Raw genomic sequence first — 22,513 nt, 5'->3', positions numbered from 1 at the left:
CGGGGAGGGTTGAAGTCGCCGCACATCGCCCTACAGGCCTTGAAACGTCTCGCGCGAAGGATTGTTCCATGATCTCCGTCGACCGTACCGATCTTGCTTTCCAGCTTTTCGACGCCCTGCCGACCGCCAGCCTGGCGGCACTGCCGCGCTTTGCCGACTATGACCGGACTGCCATGGAGGAGGTGCTGGACACCGCCGAGCGCATCGCCATGGATCACTTCCTGCCGCATGCGGCAGCGCTCGATCTCGACGAGCCGCGCTTCGAAAGCGGCAAGGTGGCGATGGACCCCCGCGTGGGGCAGGCGCTGGCAGCCTATCGCGAAGCCGGCTTCTTCGGCGCGGGCTTCGATCAGGAATGGGGCGGCGCGCAGATGCCGGAAACCCTGCGCAGCGCTGCAAGCTTCATCTTCTCGATGGCCAATGTCAGCACCGCAGCCTACCCGTTCCTGACGGTCGGGGCAGCGCACCTCATCGCGGCCTTCGGCTCTGACGACCAGAAGGAACGCTTCCTGAAGCCGATGATCGAGGGCCGCTTCTTCGGCACCATGTGCCTGTCGGAGCCGCAGGCGGGCTCCTCACTCTCCGACATCACCACCAAGGCGGAACCGGACAAGGACAGCTATCTCCTGCATGGCCAGAAGATGTGGATCTCCGGCGGCGATCAGGAAATCTCGGAAAACATCGTCCATCTGGTTCTGGCGCGGCTTCCCGACAGCCCACCCGGGGTGAAGGGCATATCGCTGTTCATCGTGCCGAAATACCTGCTCCGGAAGGACGGCAAGCGGGGCAAGAGAAACGGCGTCGAGCTTGCCGGGCTGAACCACAAGATGGGCTATCGCGGCACGACGAATGCAGCGCTCAATCTCGGCGAGAAGGCGCCCTGCCGCGGCTATCTCGTAGGCGAGGCCAATCGCGGTCTCACCTATATGTTCCACATGATGAACGAGGCCCGGATCGGCGTCGGCCTTGGGGCGGCTGCCCTTGGTGCCGCCGGCTATCGTGCTTCGCTGGTCTATGCCAGGGAGCGCCCGCAGGGCCGCCACCCCGGCCACAAGGACGCTGCGAGCGCCCCGGTGCCGATCATCGAGCATGCCGATGTCAGGCGCCTGCTGCTCGCCCAGAAGGCGGCGGTGGAAGGCGCGCTGGCGCTGCTGCTCTACACGGCCTTTCTTGTCGACGCGACGAAGGCAGCCCCCAATGCCGAAACCCGCCACGAAACCGAATTGCTGCTCGATCTGCTAACGCCGATCGCCAAGTCATGGCCGTCGGAATTCTGCCTCGAGGCCAACAAGCACGCGATACAGGTGCTTGGCGGATACGGTTATACGCGCGACTATCCGGTCGAGCGCCTCTACCGCGACAACCGGCTGAACGCCATCCACGAAGGCACGCACGGCATTCAGGGCCTTGACCTGCTCGGCCGCAAGGTGATGCAGGACAACGGCGCCGGCATCAAGACGCTGGCCACAAGGATCATGGCCGACGTGACGCAGGCGCACGCCTTCGAAAACCTCGCCGCTCATGCCGAGGATCTGGCCGCCCATCTCGGTGAGGCCGTCGCCACGACCGGAAAGCTTGCCAGCAGGGCCGCCAGTGCCCCCGAAAGCGGCCTTGCCAACGCGACGCTCTACCTCGACATGATGGGCCATGTGGTGGTCGCCTGGATGTGGCTGCGCCAGGCGCTCACCGCCTCGCGCAAGCTGAGGAACGACGGGGCCAACCGGGATTTCCTCGAAGGCAAGCTTGCCACCTGCCGCTACTTCTTCGCCTACGAGCTGCCCAAGGCCCGCACCCAGCGCGCGCTGCTCGACAGCCTGGACGACACGACATTGACGATGAAGCCGGAGTGGTTCTGAAACAACGGCGGGCTCAAGCCAGCTTTATCTCGCCTTCCACGACATGGTTGAGGTCGGTGCCTTCGGCGGTCAGGGTCATGCGCAGCTTGAGCTTGCCGCCCTTGACCTTGCCGTTGCGCGCCACCGCCTCGATCTCACGCTGCGAGGTGATGCCGACTTCCTTCAGGAATTTACGGATCGACATGTTGAGGGCGTCTTCGTCCATGGCCGGCACTCCTCTGGCGGATTGACGGGATTTTATATCGTTATGAGGCAAGAGCAATAACGATCGATCTTCGATGCCTAAATGGTGGCAACAAAAAAACCCGGCGTTGCCGCCGGGTTTTTCAAATGTCGAAAGCCTGAAAGCCGCTGCTTACGCAGCTTCTTCCTGCTCGGCTTCTTCGTTGTCGGCCTCGGCCTTGGCGCCACGCTTCGGGCCCTTGGCAAGGTTGATCTCGATCATGCGAACCGCTTCGGTTTCCGACAGGCGGTTCACGGCGGCGATTTCACGGGCCATGCGGTCGAGGGCTGCTTCATAGAGCTGGCGCTCGGAGTAGGACTGCTCGGGCTGGTTCTCGGCACGGAAAAGGTCGCGAACGACTTCCGAGATCGAGATCAGGTCGCCGGAATTGATCTTCGCATCATATTCCTGCGCGCGGCGCGACCACATGGTGCGCTTCACGCGAGCGCGGCCCTGAAGAACCTTCAGCGCACGGTCGACATAGTCGGTTTCCGAAAGCTTGCGCATGCCGATGGAGGTCGCCTTGGCGACCGGCACCTTCAGGCGCATCTTGTCCTTCTGGAAATCGATGACGAAGAGCTCCAGCTTGTGGCCCGCTACTTCCTGCTCGTCGATGGACATGATCTGGCCGACGCCATGTGCCGGGTAGACAATGTATTCGCCGGTCTTGAAGCCGTGACGGCCTGCTGAGGAAGGCTTCTTCTGCGGGGTTGTGGTTGCCATTACGCCCTGAACTCCTTTTGTGGTCCCGGCTAGAGCGCCGGCGGACCTGATGGGACGGCCAACTGGCCGAACTGGGAATGCCACACACAGGCTAACGCCCTCCGGTAAAGCAGGACCTGGCAAATCGCATCAAAAGCGTTTGCCTGGCCCAAGATGCCTTGGTCCGGAGTTCGTGTTCACCTTTCAGTGATTAGGGCGTTGCGCCATAAATCGACAGCGTGTCAGCGGCATGTTGCAGCAGTGGTACCACAAAAAGTTGAAAGAATCAAGGTTTTGCTGCATGCGCGAAGACCCGACCGCCGGAAATGTCCGCCGGAAGGCGTAATCAACGCCCGTTCATGCTGATTGCAGCGTCGCTGCCTTCAATCGCCTTCGCCGGGCTCCGCCGAAAAATACTTCTCGAACTTGCCCTCGACGCCGTCGAATTCCTTGGCATCGGCCGGCGCATCCTTCTTGGCCGTGATGTTGGGCCATTTGGATGCATATTCGTCGTTGATCTGAAGCCATTTGTCCAAGCCCGGCTCGGTGTCCGGCTTGATGGCGTCGGCAGGGCATTCCGGTTCGCAAACGCCGCAGTCGATGCACTCGTCGGGGTGAATGACGAGCATGTTGTCGCCTTCATAGAAGCAGTCGACCGGACAGACCTCGATACAGTCCATGTATTTGCATTTGATGCAATTATCGGTCACGACATAGGTCATGCTGCTACTGCTCCGGGACGGCCCTTTCGAACCTTAAGATGGGGTGAGGTAGCGCCTTTGCCAATGTCTTGCAAGGGTGGCTTTTGCGCGCAATTGCCTCACACCGGAATGCATTTTCACCCCACCCAAGCAGCAATGGCAACCGATACCGTCAATCGCCGCCGCGCAACCGGTCTGTTTCCCGGCGCTGGCGCTTGGTCGGGCGGCCGCTGCCGGCGTCACGGACGGGAACGAGCGCGTCGGGAAGTGAAGCATCCTTCGGCGCAGGTGCGGGCGAAAGATCCTCGTAGAGCAACCGCGCTTCTTCCGCCGGCCCACGGCGGAACCCACACGAAAGCACTTTGTAGACGAGGATGCGCCGTTCCAGCGTGATGGTCAGGACATCGCCTGGCTTAACCGAATCCGCAGCCTGGCTGGACTTCTCGCCATTGATGCGAACGCGGCCCGCCTGGGCGAGTTTCGCGCCCAGCGAACGCGATTTCACCGCGCGCGAAAAGAACAGCCATTTGTCGATACGCTGACGACCGTCGGCGGGCATCGACCCTGCAGCCTACTTCTTCAGCTGGTCGCGCAGCGCGGCGAGCTTGGCGAAGGGCGAGTCCGGATCGACGCGCACCGGCCGCTCCTCGCGCGGCTTGGACTGGAACGAGGGCTTGCCCTGGAAGCCGCCCTTGCCGCCGCCACGATCGTCGCGGCGATCGGGCCGTCCACCCTCGGTGCTCGGCTTGCCGGACTTGCCCTTGAACTTGCTGCGGTCGAAACGCTCCTTGCCGCCCTGCTCGCGTGCCGGCCTGTCGCCTTCGCGGGCCGGACGTTCGCCATCCCGGCGCGGCTGGCCGGGTGCGCCACGCGCTTCCGCCTGGCCACCGCGCGGGCGATTGTCATGGCGTGGACGCGGATGACGCTCGAAGCGGGCCGGCCGCCACAGAAGAATGGGCTTGGGCTCTTCGACCGGCGTTTCAGGTTGCGGTGCAGCCGCTTCGACAACAGACGCAGCCTCGGCAGGCGTTTCCGCAGCCGCCTCTGGAGCGGGCGTCGCTTCTGCGTTTTCAGATTCGGGAGCCGCTGGCGCGGATTCCGCAACCGGTTCTTCCACGGCTGGTTCCGATGCGGAAACCTCAACCGGCGCGGCTGCTGCGTCAGCAGTTGCCTCGACAGCGTCCGCAACAGTTGTGTCGGCTTCGGGCGCGGCGGCGGCAGCCTCTGCCACTACCTCACCTTCGGGCTCCAAAACCGGCTCGGCAGCTTCAGCCACCGTTGCGTCGGCTTCCGGCGTGGCAGCTTCCGCCTCAGTGGTCGCAGCATCCGACACGGCATTGGCTGCGTCGGCGGCAGCTTTCGCAGCAGCCTCCTGCGCTTCGATCTTTGCCGCGGCTGCCTTCTCGGCGGCTTCGCGCGCGGCGGTGTCCAGCGCTTCCAGCCGTGCCTTGACCTCGACGGCCGGCTTCGGCTCAGCACGGTAGCCGAGACCCTTCAGGATTTCCTCGATGTCGTCAGCGGTAGCACCGAGGATCGACATCATCGCCGGCGTCACCAGGAAGGCGCTGCCGTCGAACGCACCATCAGGCCGCACGCCGATGCCGGCCTTCCAGGCCAGCGCGGGGCGGATGAGATCGGCCAGCCGCTCGAGAATGTCGACGCGCACGGCGCGGCGGCCGAGATTGCGGAAACCGGCAAGCTTGTAGAACGCCTTGTCGAATGTCTGGTCGATGACAACCGAGGTGCGGCCGGCAGCCAGCGCATGAACCACGTCGCCGAAGCCGGGCTTGTCCTTGCCGTCGTTCTTCAGCGCCCACAGCAGCGTCACCAGCCCGGCCGGACCAGGCTTCAGCAGCGACGGCACGAAGACATGGTAGGCGCCGAAGCGCACGCCGAGACGGCGCAGGCCGGCGCGGCCTTCCTGATCGAGCGTCTTGATGTCGTCGGCGATATCGCGGCGGTTGATCAGCCCGAAATTCTCGACGAGCTGGAAGGCGATGCCGCGCGCGATGCCGGAAAGCTGCTCGGCGTTCTTCAGATCGAGCAGCGGCTTGAGCAGCGTATCGATCTGGAAATTGACGAAGCGTTCGGCGCGCACGGCGACCTTGTCGCGTGCCGGGCCGGTCAGTTGCTCGTCGGCAAGCAGGATGACGCGCGGGCGCAGCGCGTCGTCGGTCGACACCAGCGTGCCGATCGGCGCACCGATCCAGCGCAGCGTGCCGTCGGAACCAAGCGCGAGATCGCCATTGGCGCAGGCCGAGAAGCGATCCGCGCGCGTTTCGAACTCGACGCCGAGCGCCTTTTGCGCTGCCGCCTTGATGGCCTTGCCATCCTCACCGGCCGCGCTCTGGTCGGCGGTGAAACGGAACCCCTGCAATTCCCCGACATGGTGGCCTTCGACGAGGACCGTTCCGGTTGGGCTTATTTCGGCTTCAAGCATTGTATTTTCTCTAAGGCGGCGCATGAGGACGGAAGTCCTGCGGTCTACGAAGCGTTTCGTCAACCGTTCATGCAGCGCATCCGACAATCTGTCTTCGATTTCCCGCGTCTTTTCCTGCCAATGTGCCGGATCGGCAAGCCAGCCAGGCCGATTGGAAACATAGGTCCACGTCCGTATTTGGGCGATGCGGTGCGAAAGCGTGTCGATATCGCCCTCGGTCGAGTCGGCGCGGCGCACCTGTTCGGCCATGTAATTTTCGTCGACATGGCCGCGATCGGCGATATCGACGAAGATCGAGGAAATGAGGTCGGCATGCTGCGCCGGCGCGATGCGGCGATAGTCCGGCAGCGCGCAGACCTCCCACAGCAACGCGACGCGGTCGCGGCTTGTCGCCAGCGCGCGGATGTCGGCATCCTTCGACAATTGCTCCAGCGCCTGCGCATCGACTGCCGGCAAGGCGCGCGTCAGCCCTTCGACGGGCGCTGTCGTCTCGATCGAGCGCTTGAGTGCATCAAGGCTCGAAAAATCGAACTGCGACGTGCGCCACTGCAGCACCTTCACCGGGTCGAACTCATGCCCTTCGATCTTCTCGATCAGCTCGTCTGAAAGCGGATCGACCTGGCCGGTGACGCCGAAAGTGCCGTCGCGCAGATGCCGCCCGGCACGGCCGGCGATCTGGCCAAGCTCGGCAGCGGTAAGATCGCGAAACTGGAAACCGTCGAATTTGCGGTTCTGGGCGAAGGCGACATGGTCGACATCGAGATTGAGGCCCATGCCGATAGCGTCGGTTGCAATGAGGTAATCGACGTCGCCGGACTGGTAGAGCGCCACCTGCGCATTGCGGGTGCGCGGCGAGAGCGCTCCGAGCACGACGGCAGCACCGCCACGCTGGCGCCGGATCAGTTCGGCGATCGCATAAACCTCGTCGGCCGAGAAGGCGACGATGGCCGAGCGCCGGGGAAGACGCGTCAGCTTTTTGGAACCGGCATAGGCGAGATGCGACAGGCGCGGCCGGGTGACCACCGAAACGCCCCGCAGCAGCCGCTCCAGAATGCCACGCATGGTGGCAGCGCCCAGCAGCAGCGTCTCCTGCCGGCCCCTGAGATGCAGGATACGGTCGGTGAAGATGTGGCCGCGCTCGAGATCGCCGGCAAGCTGCACCTCGTCTATGGCGACGAAGGCGGCATTGGTCTCGCGCGGCATCGCCTCGACTGTGCAGACCGAATATTTGGCGCCGGGCGGCAGGATCTTTTCCTCGCCGGTGACGAGCGCCACCTTGGCAGCACCGACCTTGTCGCAGACGCGGCCATAGACCTCGCGCGCTAGCAACCGCAGCGGCAGGCCGATGATGCCGCTTTCATGCGCCACCATGCGCTCGATCGCCAGATGCGTCTTGCCGGTGTTGGTCGGCCCGAGCACGGCCGTCACGTCGCGGCCGGAAAGCACGAGCGGGTCATTCTGTTTGGGATGAATGTTCATCGGCGGCGGTGGCGGCCTTTCTGGCGCGGTTTGTCGCGAAAGACCCGACTGGCCGGCTATCGCGGCAATTTCCGGGCAAGCACGTTCGTTTCGACAGATAGGCACTTGGGCGCGGAAACGAAAGCCTGAATTTTCGCGAAAATTAAGAGGTGGAACGAGTCTGGAACGAATCGGCTACGAATCGCTGACTCCAGCAGATTCAGCTTTTGTTCACCCCCACATGTAGCCTGAGTCACGGCGAATCTCACCACATGCTGAATCGCTGAAATTCGACAGGCTCGGGATTCGTCCCTCGGCATTAACCTTTTGCCGGCTGGATGGTGCCAGAAACGTTTAACAGATTGAATTTATTATATTTTATAGAATTTCACATCGAGAACATCCGACCTCGCGTGTCCCGAAATTAACGTTCCGGCCAAACACGGAACGAATCGGCGACGAATCACTGATTTAGCTGGATTCACGGTTTGTTCGACGCAACATGTGGGACTTGACAGCGATTCAGCATCCACATGCAGGAACGCGTATTCACCCGACTACGCCTTTTTCGCTACTGTTGTTAACCTTTACCCGGCGCACCACTTGCCCGGCCGAAGGCGCGGCTCGTGCATTAAGGCTTTCGTAAAGATGCTTAAGCGGAAATGACCATGGAGCGTCCCGCGGCGAGCATTTCCGTTAACGTTCCGCTCAAAGGAAGAACGAAGCAGCGACGAATCGCTGATGGCGGTCGTTTCCCGGTTTGTTCACCACAGCATATGGTGAGGCTTGTCCGGCGAGGCACAATTATCCCCTGCCGGCGTCGCTCCGGCATGCCGACCGGGCGGCGGGAATTAACCAAAATGCCCCGTTCCGGCACAGCTTTGCAAACGCAAAGGCTGCCCCAACGTAAATAGCTGTGACAATCGTTGAAGTGGCAGGCCCCACCGCATGTCTCGCCATTGCGTTGTGCCCGATTTCGTGAATCTTCTAGGTCATTGGTACTAGGAGGGTATTACCATGTCCAAACGTCTCTTCGCCGAGTTCCTCGGTACTTTCTGGCTCGTCTTCGGCGGTTGCGGCAGCGCCGTTCTTGCCGCCGCTTTCCCCCAATTCGGTATTGGTTTTCTTGGCGTTGCGTTTGCGTTCGGCCTGACGGTCCTCACCATGGCTTATGCCGTGGGCGGGATTTCCGGCGGCCACTTCAATCCGGCCGTATCCGTCGGCCTCACCGTGGCCGGGCGTCTTCCGGCCAAGGATCTCGTCCCCTATGTCATCGCCCAGGTCATCGGCGCCATCGTCGCCTCGGCGATCCTGTACTTCATCGCCAGCGGCAAGGCGGATTTCTCGCTTTCCGGCGGCTTCGCATCGAACGGCTATGGCGAGCATTCGCCGGGCGGCTATTCGATGGGTGCAGCCCTTGTCATCGAAATCGTGCTGACCTTCATGTTCCTGATGATCATCCTCGGCGTCACGACGAAACGCGTTCCGGCAGGTTTTGCGCCGATCGCCATCGGCCTGGCGCTGACCCTGATCCACCTGATCTCGATCCCGGTGACCAACACCTCGGTCAACCCGGCGCGCTCCACCGGTCCGGCGCTGTTCGTCGGCGGCTGGGCGCTGCAGCAGCTCTGGCTGTTCTGGGTCGCCCCGATCGTCGGCGCCATCCTCGCCGGCATCGCCCACAAGTCGCTGTTCGGCGACGAGTGATTTTTGCGGCAGATCAAACGGAAACGGCGCCCTCGGGCGCCGTTTTCTTTTTTGCCAACATCAACGGTCGTCAGCCATGCCTCTGGCGACGTGGCAGCACCCAACCTCACACAAAATACTGCCCGCCATTGGCGGTAATCGTCGAGCCGGTGATGAAGCCGGCATCGTCGGATGACAGGAACACCACGCAGCGCGCGATCTCGACGGCCTCGCCGAGCCGGCCGACCGGGATCTGCGCGATGATGGACTCGCGCACCTTTTCCGGCACCGCCATGACCATGTCTGTCGCGATATAGCCGGGGCAGATGGCGTTGACGGTGATGCCAGCGCGCGCGCCTTCCTGCGCCAGCGCCTTGGTGAAGCCGATATCGCCGGCCTTGGCCGCCGAATAATTCGCCTGCGCGAACTGGCCCTTCTGGCCGTTGATCGAGGAAATGGTGATGACGCGGCCGAACTTGCGCTCGCGCATGCCGTTCCACAGCGGATGCGTCATGTTAAAGACGCCGTTGAGATTGGTTTCCATGACCTCGCGCCACTGGTCGCGCGTCATCTTGTGGAAAGGTGCGTCGCGGGTGATGCCGGCATTGTTGACCAGAACATCGACCGGCCCGAGATCGGCCTCGACCTGTTTTATCCCGGCCTCGCAGGCGTCGTAGTCGGCGACCGACCATTTGTAGGTCTTGATGCCGGTGTCGGCGGTGAATTTCTGCGCCGCTTCGTCATTGCCGGCATAATTGGCGGCAACCTTGTAGCCCGCATTCTTCAGCGCAACGGCGATCGCCGCCCCGATGCCACGCGATCCCCCGGTGACGAGTGCTGTTCTGGTCATGAAGTGCTCCTCCTCTTATTTTTTATGGGAGTAGGGGAATAGGGGAGTAAGGCAGTAGGGGAAGCAAGGAGTGGCATTCACTCTGAGGCTAATCGCTTACTGTTTACTTCCACCTACTCCCCTACTGCCCTATTCTCTTATTCCCCTAGATTCCTAAATCGCCTCAACACACATCGCCACGCCCATGCCGCCGCCGATGCACAGCGTGGCGAGGCCCTTCTTGGCGCCGCGGCGCTTCATTTCGAAGACCAGCGTGTTGAAGATACGCGCGCCCGATGCTCCGATCGGGTGGCCGATGGCAATCGCCCCGCCATTGACGTTGACGATGGCCGGATCCCAGCCGAGACCCTTGTTGACCGCGCAGGCCTGAGCCGCAAAAGCCTCGTTGGCCTCGACGAGATCGAGATCGCCGACCGACCAGCCGGCCTTCTCCAGCGCCTTCTTCGATGCCGGGATCGGCCCCGTGCCCATTATGGATGGGTCGACGCCGGCGGTCGCCCAGGAAACGATGCGGGCAAGCGGGGTGATACCGCGCCTCTCGGCTTCGGCCTCGGTCATCAGCACGGCAGCGGCGGCACCGTCATTCAGGCCGGACGCGTTGGCGGCAGTCACCGTGCCGTCCTTGTCGAAGGCGGGTTTAAGCTTCTGCATGGCATCGATCGTCGCGCCGATGCGGATATATTCGTCCTGGTCGACGATGGTGTCGCCCTTGCGGCCCTTGACGGTGAAGGCGACGATCTCGTCCTTGAACTTTCCCGCCTTCTGAGCGGCCTCCGCCTTGTTCTGCGAGGCGAGCGCGAATTCGTCCTGATCGTCGCGGGTGATCTGGAACTGGCGTGCGACATTTTCGGCGGTGTTGCCCATGTGGTAGCCGTTGAAGGCATCCCACAGACCGTCCTTGATCATCGTGTCGATGAGCTTCAGGTCGCCCATCTTGGTGCCGGCGCGCAGATGCTGGCAATGCGTGGACAGCGACATCGATTCCTGGCCGCCGGCAACGATGATCTTGGCGTCGCCCGTCGCGATCTGCTGCATGCCGAGCGCGATGGCGCGCAGGCCCGAGCCGCAGACCTGATTGAGACCCCAGGCGGTGGTTTCAATAGGCAGGCCGGCGGCGATGGACGCCTGCCGCGCCGGGTTCTGGCCCTGCCCCGCGGTCAGCACCTGACCGAGGATGACCTCATCGACTTCAGCGGCATCAACACCGGCACGTGCCAGCACTTCCTTGACGACGACAGCACCCAGTTCATGGGCAGGCGTATTGGCGAACGAGCCGTTGAAGGAACCTACCGCAGTGCGGGCGGCGCTGGCGATGACGATGGAATTCGAGGCGGGCATTTCACTCTCCAGAACAGTTAGGGCCGGACCGCATAGAGGTCTTCTCAAGGGCTTTTCTTGCCCGTTAAGGAACCCGAGTCAAACTGGAAATCGATGGGTCAGGATTGCTGCCGCAATAAAACGCAGCCAAAAAATCGCCCGCGCAACGCAGCATTTCCGCACAAAATTCCCGCACTGCACAAAGCGCTTGGAATTGCAGACGTTTTGCGCATATCCTCGCCATGGCGCAATCGTTACCGGCTGCATACTTCGCGTTCCGGTCCCTGGGGAGGAATTTGATGCCCGCAAAAGACGATCCGGTCGTGATCAAGAAATACGCCAACCGCCGACTCTACAACACAGGCACCAGCACCTATGTGACGCTCGAGGACCTGGCCGAGATGGTCAAGAAGGGCGAGGAATTCACCGTGCAGGACGCCAAGACCGGCGAGGACATCACCCACCCGGTGCTGACGCAGATCATTTTCGAGCTGGAGAACAAGGATGGGCAGAATATGCTGCCGATCCCGTTCCTGCGCCAGCTCATCGCCTTCTATGGCGACCAGATGCAGATGATCGTGCCGAGCTTCCTCGAACAGTCGATGGTGGCTTTCGCCAAGGAGCAGGAACGCTTTCGCGAGCAGATGAAAACCTCTCTCGGCAAGTCGCCGATGGAGATGATGAAGCTTGCGCCGATGAAGGCGCTGGAAGAACAGACGCGCCGCAACATGGAAATGTTCCAGAACGCGATGCGCCTGTTCACGCCCTTCCCGCAGGGCGGCACTGCCTCCGCACCCGCCGAGCCGGCAAAGCAGGAAAGTTCTGAAAAGCCGGGCGACCTTCAGGAGCTGAAGGAGCAGATTGCTGCCATGCAGCGCAAGATCGATTCTATGGGGTGAGAAACGTCCGGCCTTTGGCCGGCGAAAAGCCAACGATTTGGCTTTTCGAGTTTCGAACGCCCGGAGCCCTAGCGAAGGGCCGGGGCAGCGGTGCCTCGTTGAAGGTGCGAACTGCAGAAGGCCTTAAACGGCCCCTCACCCTTACCCTCTCCCCGTGAAGGACGGGGAGAGGGGGTCGCCAGCGTTGCGGCCAGCCTCCTTCTCCTCAAACCTTCCCAACCATCCGCACCCGCCCAAACGCCCAATCCAGCGCCAGCATCACCACCAGCGATGCTCCGACGAGCGGAAACAGCACCCCGCCGATGGCAAGAATCGCAATCAGCCCGCGAAACACGCGCCTGTCCAACGGCATTGGCGGCACGCCGAGCGAACCCTGAGGTCGGCGCTTCCACCACATCACGCCCGCCGAAACGGCGAGTGCGACAATGGCGATGCAGGCTGCCAGCAGCACGAGCTGATTGGCGAGACCGAACTGCTGGCCGAGGTGGACATTGATCCCCCACTCCAGCCATTTGCCGAGCGGCCCGTAGTCGGCATAGCTCATGTCGATCAGCGGCTTGCCCGAATACTGGTCGAGATGAACCACCCGCTGCTGCGCCAGGTCGTCGGGATAGACCGAGCCGGTATAGACGCCCGTCGGCGTCGCCGGAATGTTGACGGCATAGCCGCGATGCAGGCCGAGCCGGTCGAACGTCGAGACCGCATCATCCAAGCTTATCGGGGTGGCGCCGTGGTGTCCGGCGGGCGATTGCGGAACCTGCGCCTGTTCGAGCGACCATGATGTCTTGGCGACATGATCGAGATGCTCGTCCGACATCGGCACCGCGATCCGCACGCCGGCGGGATAGCCGAAATTGTTGCCATTGGCCCATTCATTGACCTTGCCGCCCCAGACGCCCGACCAGGGCATGCCGGTGATCGCCAGGAAGACGATGAAGAAGCCGACGAAAATGCCGGTGACGGCATGGGTGTCGCGCCAGAACACCCGACGCTTCGGGGTTCCGCGCACGCTGACGACGCCGCCCGTCTGCCGGCGCGGCCACCACAGATAGATGCCGGTGCCGACAAGCAGGACCGACCAGCCGGCAGCGATCTCGATCACCATGCGGGCGGTCGACCCGAAATATTTCAGGCTGTGCAGGTAGCGGATGGTCCACATCACCGTTCCGCGGTCGGGGAGCGAGCCGAGCACCTTGCCGTCATAGGGATCGACATAGACCGCCAGCTTGCCTTGCGTCTCGGTATTGACGGTGATCTCGGCCGATGCGTCGGGCGAGCCGGGATCGGTGAATTTGACGGCAGTGCCAGGATGGGCAGCGAGAGCTGCGGCCACCATAGCGGACGGCGCAACCTTTGCGCTTTCCTGGATTTCAACGCGTTTCAGGTCGGCATGAATGACTGCATCCAACTCGTCCCGAAACAGATAGAGCGCGCCGGTGACGGCGAGCGTGATCATGAAGGGCAGGACCAGCAGGCCTGCATAGAAATGCCAGCGCCAGACGGCGCGGTAAAGGTCGGACGCGGATTGCGCGGCAATGCCGGCACTTTCCCGCCCGATGGTCAGATCGGACATGAGTGTCTCCATAGGCGTGAAATATCGAACGGCCTGTCAGGCCGGTTTCGTATCGCTCGACGTCACATGGAGAGTGGTGGTGCCCTGGCTTCTGCGAGAAGGCCTCGGAAGACCGACTGGAAGACGTCGGCTTGCTCGAAGCGCACCGCATTCGTGTCTTTCGGCGCGGCATAGGCAAAGACCGCGAGTTGGCCAAGAACCGCCGGCGTGGCGGTCGCCGCAAGCTGGCAGAGCGTCGCGCAAGGACACTGGAACGCCTTGTCCACCGGCGAGCCGGCGGGGTCTTTCGCGGCGGTAGAGATCGTTCCGTCCGAAGCGCAGATGACATGCAGCGGATCGAGGGCCGAAGCGGCCATGGCTCCTTGCGAAAAACCCGCAACCAGCCCCTGAAGCAACAGCATATAGCCGATCAGCGCAGCAATCGCGCCGACCGACAGCCTGTCCTTCAAGAGGTGCCGCATGAGCTTCATGCAGCGTCAATGACATGCCCACGCCGCGAAGTCACTGCGGCGCGATGCACCCTCACCAGCCCAGCGCCAGCCCGTCCTTGCGCGGGTCCGAGCCGCCGATCAGGAAGCCGTTCTTGTCGTCGATGACGATGACCTGGCCGCCGCCATGCGGTTTGGCTGCGTCACGCAGCGTATGGCCCTTTTTCGCAAGCGTCTCGCGCACCTCCGCCGAGATTCCGGCCTCGGCCTCGAGCACGCCATCCTCGCCCCAGAACAGCCGCGCATGGTCGAGCGCCTCCTGCGGGTCCATGCCGTGATCGGCAAGGTTGGAGAAGACATGGGCGTGGCCCATCGGCTGATAGGCGCCGCCCATGACGCCGAACGATACGGCCGCCTTGCCATCCTTCAGCGCCATCGCCGGGATGATGGTGTGCATGGGCCGCTTGCGCGGGCCGAGTTCGTTGGGGTGGCCTTCCTCCAGCGAGAAGCAGGTGCCACGATTCTGCAGCGCGATGCCGGACTTTTGGGTCACGATCTTGGAGCCGAAACTGTCATAGACCGAGTTGATGAAGGAAACCGCGCGGCGGTCGCGATCGACCACTGTGAGATAGACCGTATCGGAGGCCGGCGTCTTCGGCAGCACGATCTTTGCATTGCGCCGCGCCGGATCGATTCCTTCGGCGAGTGCAGCGGTATAGGCGTCCGAAAGAAGCTGCGCCGGCGTCACCGTCATCGACTTCGGGTCGGCCACCAGATGGTCGCGCACCGAATAGGCCAGCCGCGCCGCTTCGATCTCGAGATGATAGCGCTCGGCACTGTCGGGGGAGAGCTTGCCGGTGCCGACCTTGGCCATCAGGTTGAGCAGGATGAGCGCGGTGATGCCCTGCCCGTTGGGCGGGATTTCAAGGACGTCGTAGCCGTTATAGCGGGTCGAGATCAGCTCGACCCAGTCGGCGGAAGTCGCGGCAAGGTCGTCCTCGGTCATGAAGCCGCCCTTGGCGCGGATGGTGGCGGCGATTTCGGCAGCGACCTCGCCCTCGTAGAAAGCTTTAGCGCCCTGCGTGGCGATCTTGCGCAACGTTGCTGCCAGCGCCGGCACCTTGTGGCGTGTGCCGAGAGCAGGCGCCTTGCCGTCGATCAGATAGTGCCGGGCGGCACCCTCATCTGTCGCGAGTTCCTCGACGACACCCACCCAATCCGAGGCAACGCGCGGATGCACGGCATAGCCGTTCTCGGCATAGCCGATCGCGTCCGCAAACAGCCGCTCGAAGGAGAGCTTGCCGAAGCGGGCATGCAGCATTTCCCAGGCATTGATGGCGCCGGGCACGGTCACCGAATGCGGCCCGCTTTCCGGCACGGCGCTGTAACCGAGATCGCGCAGGCGTGCCGCGTCCGCTCCAGCAGGCGCGCGGCCGGAGCCGTTCAAACCATGAATGGAGCCGTCAGGCTCGGCCAGGATGACAAAACAATCACCGCCGATGCCGGTCATATGCGGCTCGACCACGGTAAGCGTTGCCGAGGCAGCGATGGCCGCATCGACGGCGTTGCCGCCTTCTTTCAGCACTGCGATTGCCGCAGCGGTTGCCAGCGGATGCGAGGTCGCGGCCATGCCGTTTTCCGCGTAGACGGGCGAGCGCCCCGGCACATCGAATCTTCTCAAGCGTCAATCCCCTCATTGCGGCTGGTCATGGCCGATCTGGCAAAACAGCTTCTTTTCCGGAAGGCATACAAATTTCACGCCCCGCCGCATAAAAGCAATGGGCCAAATCGGCCCTAGAGGAGAAACCATGCCAAGCCTGACACTCGCCAAGACTAACGAAATCATCGATGCCGCTTTTGCCAAGGCGAAGGAAATCAATCTCAAGCCGCTTGGCATTGTCGTGTTCGATGCCGGCGGGCATGTCATCGCGTTCCAGAAGCAGGACGGCGCATCGTTCCTGCGATTCGAGATCGCGTCGGGCAAGGCCTATGGCGCGCTGGCGGTCGGCGCAGGCTCGCGCCGGGTGGAGGCCATGGCCAAGGAGCGTCCGCATTTCATGCAGGGCCTGTCCGGCGTTTCCGGCGGCAAGGTCGTGCCGGTTGCCGGCGGCGTGCTGATCCGCTCGCAGGGGGAGGTCATCGGCGCGGTCGGCGTTTCCGGCGACACCTCCGACAATGACGAGTTGGTGGCAATCGCCGGCATCCAGGCCGCCGGTTTCGAAGCCGACGGCGGCTGATCTTCTGCGCGATTGTAGTGGCTGCGTTTTGAGCCTTCGCGGCCACTTCCCATCCTATTCGGGTTTCGCTACAAACGCGCTCCAGCGCAACAATCCCAGGTTCGGCTCGTCTTGCCTTTGTAATTCCGGTCTCGTCAGTTCCACCAGAAACGCGGCATGGCGCAGGCCTGTCGCAATCGCGAATTTGCGTTCTTCAGGTGGCGGATCGAGACCGGGATGGCATGGCTGGACTGCCGCTGGTGTCATCGCCGCCGGCTCGTCCTTGATCCGCACCCGACTTCTGCCAAACCGTGCCTCGCCTGAGGCTCTCCGACACCGCCGTCTTGAGGAACTTCCGACCAGGAAGATCAAGCCGGCATGTCAGACGTACTTTGCGTCCAATGGACCATTATCCCTCAAACCGCCCCGCAACCCTGGCTTCCCTGCCGCCGATGCGGCGACATCAGGCCCTTCAGCAGCTCAGGCAAGGCCAGGGTCAACGCCAATGGCAAGCGCATCGATGCCTGGCTGATCTATCGCTGCATCGACTGCGACGGCACCTGGAACCGCCCGCTTCTGGAGCGCCGCAATGTACGCTCGATCGATCCGGACCTGCTGCACGCGCTGCGCACGAACGATCCCGAATGGACGGCGCGACTGGCCTTCGATCTCGACGACCTGCGGCGCAGCGCCGAACGGGTCGAAGAGTTCGGCGACGTTGAAGTTCGAAAGAACGTCGTCTCAGGTAATCCCCACTCCGCAGCGAAAATGGAAATCCATCTCGCTGCGCCGTCCAAAACCAGCTTGCGCGTCGACCGTCTTCTGGCGAATGAACTTGGCCTGTCGCGAAGCCGCATACAGGCACTGCATGACAAAGAGTGCCTGACCGCAACGGCGGACAGGCATTTCATGCGGCGGCCGGCAAAGCATGGAATGCGCATAGCCCTCGATCTGTCGGGCGAAAGCGACCGCCATCTCGTCGCGATGACGGCGGCCGGCGTCGACAGCAGCTGAGTGCGTCAGCTCAGATTGACATCGCGCCCTGCGGAGCGCAGCGAAACCGAGAAGCCGCCAAGCACGTCGATCAGCGCAATCACCATCAGCGTGAAGAAGACGGGATGAGCAGCACTCCTGACCAGCAGGAACTCGACCAGGAAGGCGACGAAGACGAAGGTCGAAAGCAGGTGATCGACGATCGAGGCATTGGAGGTGCGCGTCGATTTCATCATCTCGACGAAGAGCAGAAGCAGCGCCACGACGATGAGCAGATCGCCGACCGTCATCGTCCAGATGCCGCCCGACATCATCTGCACGGAAAACATCTGCGTGGCGAAAGGATCGCCGGTGCCCGAACCGAACAGGCCGGCAAGGCCGAGATTGAACAGGATGAAGGGGATGATCAGCAGCGGCACAAGGGACAGCATCTATTCTCTTTTCTCGCAAAGAACGGCGAAACGCCTTGGTAGACTAACAGGTCATCCGATTGAACGCCTGACAAACGAAAAAGGACCGGCGCGCGGCCAGTCCCTTGATCGTTTCACCGCATAACGGCGCGAGGAAGGCTTCTCAGCTTTCCTTGGGCGTCAGAACCTGGCGACCGCGATACATGCCGGTCTTCAGGTCGATGTGGTGCGGGCGGCGCATTTCGCCCGAGTTCTTGTCTTCGACATAGGTCGGAGCCTTCAGCGCATCCGCCGAACGGCGCATGCCACGCTTGGAAGGCGAGGTCTTTCGTTTTGGCACAGCCATGGAATTGCTCCATCCATCGTAAAAGCCCCGACTGCCCTCGCTAAAGGGCCGCACGTAACAGGCCGTAATCTGAGATAAGTGGCGTGCCTATACACGGCAAAGCCGCGATTGACCAGCACCGCGGCGAATTTTTTTCGATCCAGCCTAGTCGACGCAGCCGACATAGGCGCCAGCGCGTGAAGCCCGGCGCTGGACGAGGTTGGCGAGCCGCTTCAAGCCGGCACCGGCTCTCGCCGGGTTGCGGTCGATCGGATTGGGCAGCGTCACCGCAAGCAGGGCGGCCTGCCGTGCCGTCAGTTGCTTGGCCGGGACGCCGAAATGATGCTGGGCGGCGGCCTCGATGCCATAGATGCCCGGCCCCCACTCGGCGATGTTGAGATAGATCTCCATGATCCGCTTCTTCGACAGGACCGCATCGAAATAGACCGCCAGCGGTACCTCCAGCCCCTTACGGATCATCGAGCGGCCTTGCCAGAGATAAAGGTTCTTCACCGTCTGCATGGGAATGGTCGATGCACCGCGCGTCGCCTCCCCGGCCAGCGCATCGTCTATCACCAGCCGCAGTTCGCCCCAGTCGATGCCCCGGTGCGAGCAGAACTGGCCATCTTCCGACATGATGACGGAGTGCGCCAGCACCGGCGCGACATCGTCGATCGAAACCCAGCGCCGGTCGTAGCCGGAGAAAGTCGCCAGATCCTTCAGCATCAAGGTCGAGACCGGATGTATGAAGGGCAGCATGTAGAGAAACGTCAGCACAGCGGGAATCAGCGCAACGCCGATGGCCGCGAGGATGGCGCGGCGAACCCACACGCGCATATCGCCGAGCGATCTTGCCTTCCGCCTCGGTGCCATTTCGAGCCCCCGCGTCTCGGGATCGATTATTGGTTCGTCCAAGCCTTCTGTCCCTCAGCGCTCCTTGCCTTCGGCATAATGGCGCTTGGCCGGCAGCGCAATGTCTCAATGCGACGAACTTGACCGCGGCTGCGATTGCCGTAAACCGTGGCGGCCATGATCGAGGAAGACATTTTGCCGTTCGAAGCCCACCTTGAGTTGCGTGCCCAGTCTGTCGAGGCGCTGCTGCGACGCCTGCTCGACGAGCGCATCCTGCCCGGCGAGATTGTGCGGCCGGGTACGCTGCTGGCCGCCATGCGCCATGGCGTGCTGAACGGCGGCAAGCGCCTGCGCCCCTTTCTGGTGCTGGAAAGTGCGGCTCTTTTTGAAGCAGACGGCGAGGCAGCACTGCGCGTCGCCGCAGCGCTCGAATGCGTGCACTGCTACTCGCTGATCCACGACGATCTGCCTGCCATGGACGACGACGATTTGCGCCGCGGCCAGCCGACCGTGCACCGCGCCTTCGACGAGGCCAGCGCCATCCTGGCCGGCGACAGCCTTTTGACCTACGCCTTCGACATTATCGCCGATGAGGCGACGGAACTGCCGGCGCAGCGAAAGCTCGACCTCGTGCTAGGCCTTTCGCGGGCAGCCGGCATCGGCGGCATGGCCGGCGGCCAGGCGCTCGACCTCGAGGCAGAGCGCAAGCGCCCCGACGAGACCGGCATCATCACGCTGCAGGCGATGAAGACCGGCGCGCTGATCCGTTACGGCTGCGAGGCCGGCGCCATCCTGGCCGGTGCCGCCCCCGCCGATCGCGAGCGGCTTGCTGAATTCGGCTCGGCCATCGGCCTTGCCTTCCAGCTTGCCGACGACCTGCTCGACCTGACGTCCAACGCGGAAACCATGGGCAAGGCGACCGGCAAGGATGCTGCCGCCGGCAAGGCGACGCTGGTCGGATTGCATGGCGCGAACTGGGCTCAGGACCAACTGCACGGCCTGGTGGAACAGGCGCATCTTCTGCTTGAGCCCTACGGCGAACGCGCCGCCCTCTTGAAAGATGCGGCCAGCTTCGTCGCCGAGCGGCGCAAATAGGCTGAATCTCCACACACCCTGGCGCAACCTGCGGGAGAACCGGTGATTCTCGATCACGAAATTTTAATGTAAATCAAGCGTAATCCGGCTCTGTAAAATTGTGCGTATGTGTCCGGAGTGTGTGCGTGCCAGATTATTCGCTGTTCATCCGTTCGATCCGGATCAGATATCTGTCGGGTTTGCTGATTTTCGCGCTGACCTCGGGCGCGATCTTCTACACGCTGAACAGCATGAACCAGCTGCGCAACGCGATCGACCAGATCGGCGGCAACCTCACCACGCTCGGGCGCGATCTTCGCAACGCCACGACATTCTCCGAGACCGCAACCACCGCCTGGCGCGCCGACACCCGCGCCGACCTTTCCAATGCCGCGAGCGGCCACGCCAACCGGCTGCAGGAAAAAATCGACGCGCTGACCGCCGATCTCGCCGCGGTGCGGAACGATCTTTCGGCAAAAACCATCGGTGATCTCGATTCCGCTTCGGTCAATGGCGACCTGTTCTGGTCGGCGCGCGATATCGTGCGCAATCTCGGCGTGCTTGCCGGTGCGCAGAAGATCGACGAATGGGGCAATCGCGAAATCCGCAACCAGAACGATCTTTTCGCCCAGCCTCTGCTGATCCGCGCCCGCACCGCACTCGATCGCGAGCGCGCATTCGTCGAGCACCGCAGCGACACGTTCCTGTCCTATGCCGGACTGGCGCTGATCGCGGTGCTTGGACTGGTTGCACTGTGGATATTCCGGCCGATGGAAAAGGCGATCCGCAAGGCCTTTGCCGAGTCGGCGGAATCACTGTTCCAGGCCGAGGCCGCCGACCGAGCCAAATCCGAATTCCTCGCCAATATGAGCCATGAAATCCGCACGCCGATGAACGGCGTTCTCGGCATGGCCGAGCTTCTGGCCAAGACCGAGCTGACGGCGCGCCAGAAGACCTTCACCGACGTGATCGTCAAATCCGGCAACGCACTGCTGACCATCATCAACGACATCCTCGATTTTTCGAAGATCAATGCCGGCCAGCTCACGCTCGACCCCGCACCGTTCCGGCTTTCGGAAGCGGTCGAGGACGTCGCCACGCTGGTTTCGGCACGCGTCGCCGAAAAGAACCTCGAGCTCATCGTGCGCGTCGATCCGCGCTTGCCAGCCCATGTCGTTGGCGATGTCGGGCGCTTCCGCCAGATCATCACCAACATGCTCGGCAATGCGGTGAAGTTCACCGAGAAGGGCCACGTTCTCATCGACGTTTCCGGCACGGTCGAGGATGGCACCGTGCAGTTGAAAGTTCGCGTCGAGGACACCGGCATCGGCATTCCCGCCGAGAAGCTGCAGACCGTGTTCGAGAAATTCGCGCAGGTCGACAATTCTTCCACGCGCCGTCACGAAGGCACCGGCCTGGGCCTCGCCATTGCCGCGCGGCTTGTCGACTTGATGGGCGGCACGATCGGTATCGAGAGCGAGGTCGGGCGTGGCTCCGTGTTCTGGTTCACCGTGCCACTGCCGGCGCATGAGGCCACCGCGCAGACCGAGATCGTGCCGACCGATGTCACCGGCGCGCGCGTTCTGGTCATCGACGACAATCCGGTCAACCGCGACATCCTGCTCGAACAGCTCAGAAGCTGGGGCTTCGATTGCGCCGCTGCGGAGACGGGCGCCGTCGGCCTCGCCTTCCTCGACCGCGCCCACCAGCTCGGCGCGACGGTGGACTGCGTCATCCTCGACTACCAGATGCCCGGCATGAACGGCGCCGACGTCGCCAAGGCGATGTCCTCCGACAGCCGGCTTGCCTCCATCCCCGTCGTGCTGCTCACTTCGGTCGACCAGGTCGATTTCGGCCGCCTCGTGCTCGACTATGGCATTGCCGCCCACCTGACCAAGCCGGCCCGTTCGGCGATACTTCTGGGCACCGTCATCGGCGCGATCCAGAAGGCGCGCACCCAGCTTGGCAAGGCGGCGCAATTCGTGCGCGAGGCCGCACCTGTTGTCGCACCAGCGCCGGCGCCCAAACCCGCAACACCTGCCTTCACCGTCTTGCGCGGCTCGGCTGCCACGACGCCCATGCAGAGCACGGCACAGCCCTCGGCCAATGTACCGCTCGACATCCTCGTGGCCGAGGACAACGAGGTGAACCAGCTTGTCTTCGGCCAGATCCTCGACGGTCTCGGCCTATCCTACAGGATCGCCGCCAACGGCCGCACCGCGGTGGAGATGTACCGCACCTTCAGCCCGCGCCTGATCCTGATGGATGTGTCGATGCCGGAGATGAATGGCTACGAAGCAACACGCGCCATTCGCAACGCCGAGGCCGCCATCGGCGCGCATACGCCGATCATCGGCGTCACCGCCCATGCGCTGAAGGGCGACCGCGAGAAATGCATCGACGCCGGCATGGACGATTACCTGCCCAAGCCGATTTCGCCCGATCGTCTCGGCACCAAGATCGGCGCGTGGCTGAGCGAGACGACGGAGCTGGCACGGACAGCCTAGAGG

At 62.8% G+C, this 22,513-nt stretch carries 21 protein-coding genes; 7 read left to right on the top strand and 14 right to left on the bottom strand.

The window, feature by feature from the left end:
• Positions 1–68 precede the first annotated feature (68 nt).
• Positions 69–1,856 carry an acyl-CoA dehydrogenase gene (locus DZG07_RS04525; RefSeq protein ID WP_119814637.1) on the top strand — a complete coding sequence of 596 codons (1,788 nt, stop codon included), beginning with the start codon at positions 69–71 and terminating at the stop codon, positions 1,854–1,856.
• A 13-nt stretch (positions 1,857–1,869) separates the two neighbouring features.
• Here the strand turns inward: DZG07_RS04525 and DZG07_RS04520 are convergent, their stop codons facing one another.
• From DZG07_RS04520 to DZG07_RS04500, 5 genes are all read right to left on the bottom strand, one after another.
• Positions 1,870–2,061 (bottom strand): DUF6494 family protein, encoded by a 192-nt coding sequence (locus DZG07_RS04520; RefSeq protein WP_091909223.1) that lies wholly within the window; start codon positions 2,059–2,061, stop codon positions 1,870–1,872.
• 150 nt (positions 2,062–2,211) lie between these two features.
• Positions 2,212–2,802, bottom strand: a complete 591-nt coding sequence (locus DZG07_RS04515) for a CarD family transcriptional regulator (protein WP_091909220.1) — start codon at positions 2,800–2,802, stop codon at positions 2,212–2,214.
• Positions 2,803–3,164: 362 nt separating this feature from the next.
• Positions 3,165–3,503, bottom strand: coding sequence for a ferredoxin FdxA (gene fdxA / locus DZG07_RS04510; RefSeq protein ID WP_091909217.1), 339 nt, complete (start codon positions 3,501–3,503; stop codon positions 3,165–3,167).
• 151 nt (positions 3,504–3,654) lie between these two features.
• On the bottom strand, positions 3,655–4,041 hold the full coding sequence (locus DZG07_RS04505; protein WP_091909214.1) for an RNA-binding S4 domain-containing protein: 387 nt from the start codon (positions 4,039–4,041) through the stop codon (positions 3,655–3,657).
• Between the two features lie 12 nt (positions 4,042–4,053).
• Positions 4,054–7,401 carry a helicase-related protein gene (locus DZG07_RS04500; protein WP_119814634.1) on the bottom strand — a complete coding sequence of 1,116 codons (3,348 nt, stop codon included), beginning with the start codon at positions 7,399–7,401 and terminating at the stop codon, positions 4,054–4,056.
• Between the two features lie 996 nt (positions 7,402–8,397).
• On the opposite strand from DZG07_RS04500, the gene aqpZ reads away from it, so the two are divergent.
• Entirely contained in the window at positions 8,398–9,087 is a 690-nt protein-coding gene (gene aqpZ, locus DZG07_RS04495; protein ID WP_119814631.1) for an aquaporin Z, read from the top strand.
• 106 nt (positions 9,088–9,193) lie between these two features.
• Here the strand turns inward: aqpZ and phbB are convergent, their stop codons facing one another.
• A complete protein-coding gene (gene phbB / locus DZG07_RS04490) occupies positions 9,194–9,916 on the bottom strand; it encodes an acetoacetyl-CoA reductase (RefSeq protein ID WP_119814628.1) in 723 nt (240 codons plus the stop codon).
• A 153-nt stretch (positions 9,917–10,069) separates the two neighbouring features.
• Positions 10,070–11,254, bottom strand: a complete 1,185-nt coding sequence (locus DZG07_RS04485; protein ID WP_119814626.1) for an acetyl-CoA C-acetyltransferase — start codon at positions 11,252–11,254, stop codon at positions 10,070–10,072.
• 278 nt (positions 11,255–11,532) lie between these two features.
• Between DZG07_RS04485 and phaR the strand changes: the two genes are divergently transcribed.
• Positions 11,533–12,132: a polyhydroxyalkanoate synthesis repressor PhaR gene (phaR, locus tag DZG07_RS04480; RefSeq protein ID WP_091909199.1), complete on the top strand. Its 600-nt coding sequence runs from the start codon at positions 11,533–11,535 to the stop codon at positions 12,130–12,132.
• A 205-nt stretch (positions 12,133–12,337) separates the two neighbouring features.
• On the opposite strand, the gene DZG07_RS04475 is transcribed toward phaR, so the two are convergent.
• From DZG07_RS04475 to DZG07_RS04465, 3 genes are all read right to left on the bottom strand, one after another.
• Positions 12,338–13,705: a PepSY domain-containing protein gene (locus DZG07_RS04475; protein WP_119821395.1), complete on the bottom strand. Its 1,368-nt coding sequence runs from the start codon at positions 13,703–13,705 to the stop codon at positions 12,338–12,340.
• Positions 13,706–13,767: 62 nt separating this feature from the next.
• Positions 13,768–14,166 carry a DUF2946 family protein gene (locus tag DZG07_RS04470; protein WP_133304723.1) on the bottom strand — a complete coding sequence of 133 codons (399 nt, stop codon included), beginning with the start codon at positions 14,164–14,166 and terminating at the stop codon, positions 13,768–13,770.
• A gap of 61 nt (positions 14,167–14,227) precedes the next feature.
• A complete protein-coding gene (locus tag DZG07_RS04465; RefSeq protein WP_162931546.1) occupies positions 14,228–15,814 on the bottom strand; it encodes a gamma-glutamyltransferase family protein in 1,587 nt (528 codons plus the stop codon).
• Between the two features lie 127 nt (positions 15,815–15,941).
• Between DZG07_RS04465 and DZG07_RS04460 the strand changes: the two genes are divergently transcribed.
• Positions 15,942–16,370 (top strand): heme-binding protein, encoded by a 429-nt coding sequence (locus DZG07_RS04460; RefSeq protein ID WP_091909189.1) that lies wholly within the window; start codon positions 15,942–15,944, stop codon positions 16,368–16,370.
• Positions 16,371–16,424: 54 nt separating this feature from the next.
• Here DZG07_RS04460 and DZG07_RS23715 read toward each other — a convergent pair whose 3' ends face one another.
• Positions 16,425–16,643, bottom strand: a complete 219-nt coding sequence (locus DZG07_RS23715) for a hypothetical protein (RefSeq protein ID WP_133304722.1) — start codon at positions 16,641–16,643, stop codon at positions 16,425–16,427.
• 84 nt (positions 16,644–16,727) lie between these two features.
• Here DZG07_RS23715 and DZG07_RS04455 point away from each other — a divergent pair, with 84 nt between their 5' ends.
• On the top strand, positions 16,728–17,363 hold the full coding sequence (locus DZG07_RS04455; protein WP_119814620.1) for a DUF1062 domain-containing protein: 636 nt from the start codon (positions 16,728–16,730) through the stop codon (positions 17,361–17,363).
• A 5-nt stretch (positions 17,364–17,368) separates the two neighbouring features.
• Here DZG07_RS04455 and DZG07_RS04450 read toward each other — a convergent pair whose 3' ends face one another.
• The 3 genes from DZG07_RS04450 to mtgA all read right to left on the bottom strand — a co-directional run bounded on the left by DZG07_RS04450 (position 17,369) and on the right by mtgA (position 18,950).
• The gene (locus tag DZG07_RS04450; RefSeq protein WP_091909184.1) at positions 17,369–17,773 is read right to left on the bottom strand and encodes a hypothetical protein; all 405 of its coding nucleotides are present in this window, start codon (positions 17,771–17,773) and stop codon (positions 17,369–17,371) included.
• Between the two features lie 142 nt (positions 17,774–17,915).
• Positions 17,916–18,098: a 50S ribosomal protein L32 gene (rpmF, locus tag DZG07_RS04445; RefSeq protein ID WP_008834724.1), complete on the bottom strand. Its 183-nt coding sequence runs from the start codon at positions 18,096–18,098 to the stop codon at positions 17,916–17,918.
• Between the two features lie 144 nt (positions 18,099–18,242).
• Entirely contained in the window at positions 18,243–18,950 is a 708-nt protein-coding gene (mtgA, locus tag DZG07_RS04440; RefSeq protein ID WP_091910235.1) for a monofunctional biosynthetic peptidoglycan transglycosylase, read from the bottom strand.
• A gap of 156 nt (positions 18,951–19,106) precedes the next feature.
• Between mtgA and DZG07_RS04435 the strand changes: the two genes are divergently transcribed.
• Both DZG07_RS04435 and DZG07_RS04430 read left to right on the top strand, forming a co-directional pair.
• Positions 19,107–20,024, top strand: a complete 918-nt coding sequence (locus DZG07_RS04435) for a polyprenyl synthetase family protein (RefSeq protein ID WP_119814618.1) — start codon at positions 19,107–19,109, stop codon at positions 20,022–20,024.
• A gap of 125 nt (positions 20,025–20,149) precedes the next feature.
• Positions 20,150–22,510 carry a response regulator gene (locus DZG07_RS04430; RefSeq protein WP_119814615.1) on the top strand — a complete coding sequence of 787 codons (2,361 nt, stop codon included), beginning with the start codon at positions 20,150–20,152 and terminating at the stop codon, positions 22,508–22,510.
• Positions 22,511–22,513: the final 3 nt, after the last annotated feature.

The sequence above is a fragment of the Mesorhizobium sp. DCY119 genome (assembly GCF_003590645.1).
In the GTDB taxonomy this organism is placed as follows: Bacteria; Pseudomonadota; Alphaproteobacteria; order Rhizobiales; family Rhizobiaceae; genus Mesorhizobium_M.
The sequence above is the reverse complement of the archived record's forward strand: the minus strand, read 5'-3'. Positions and strand labels throughout refer to the sequence as shown.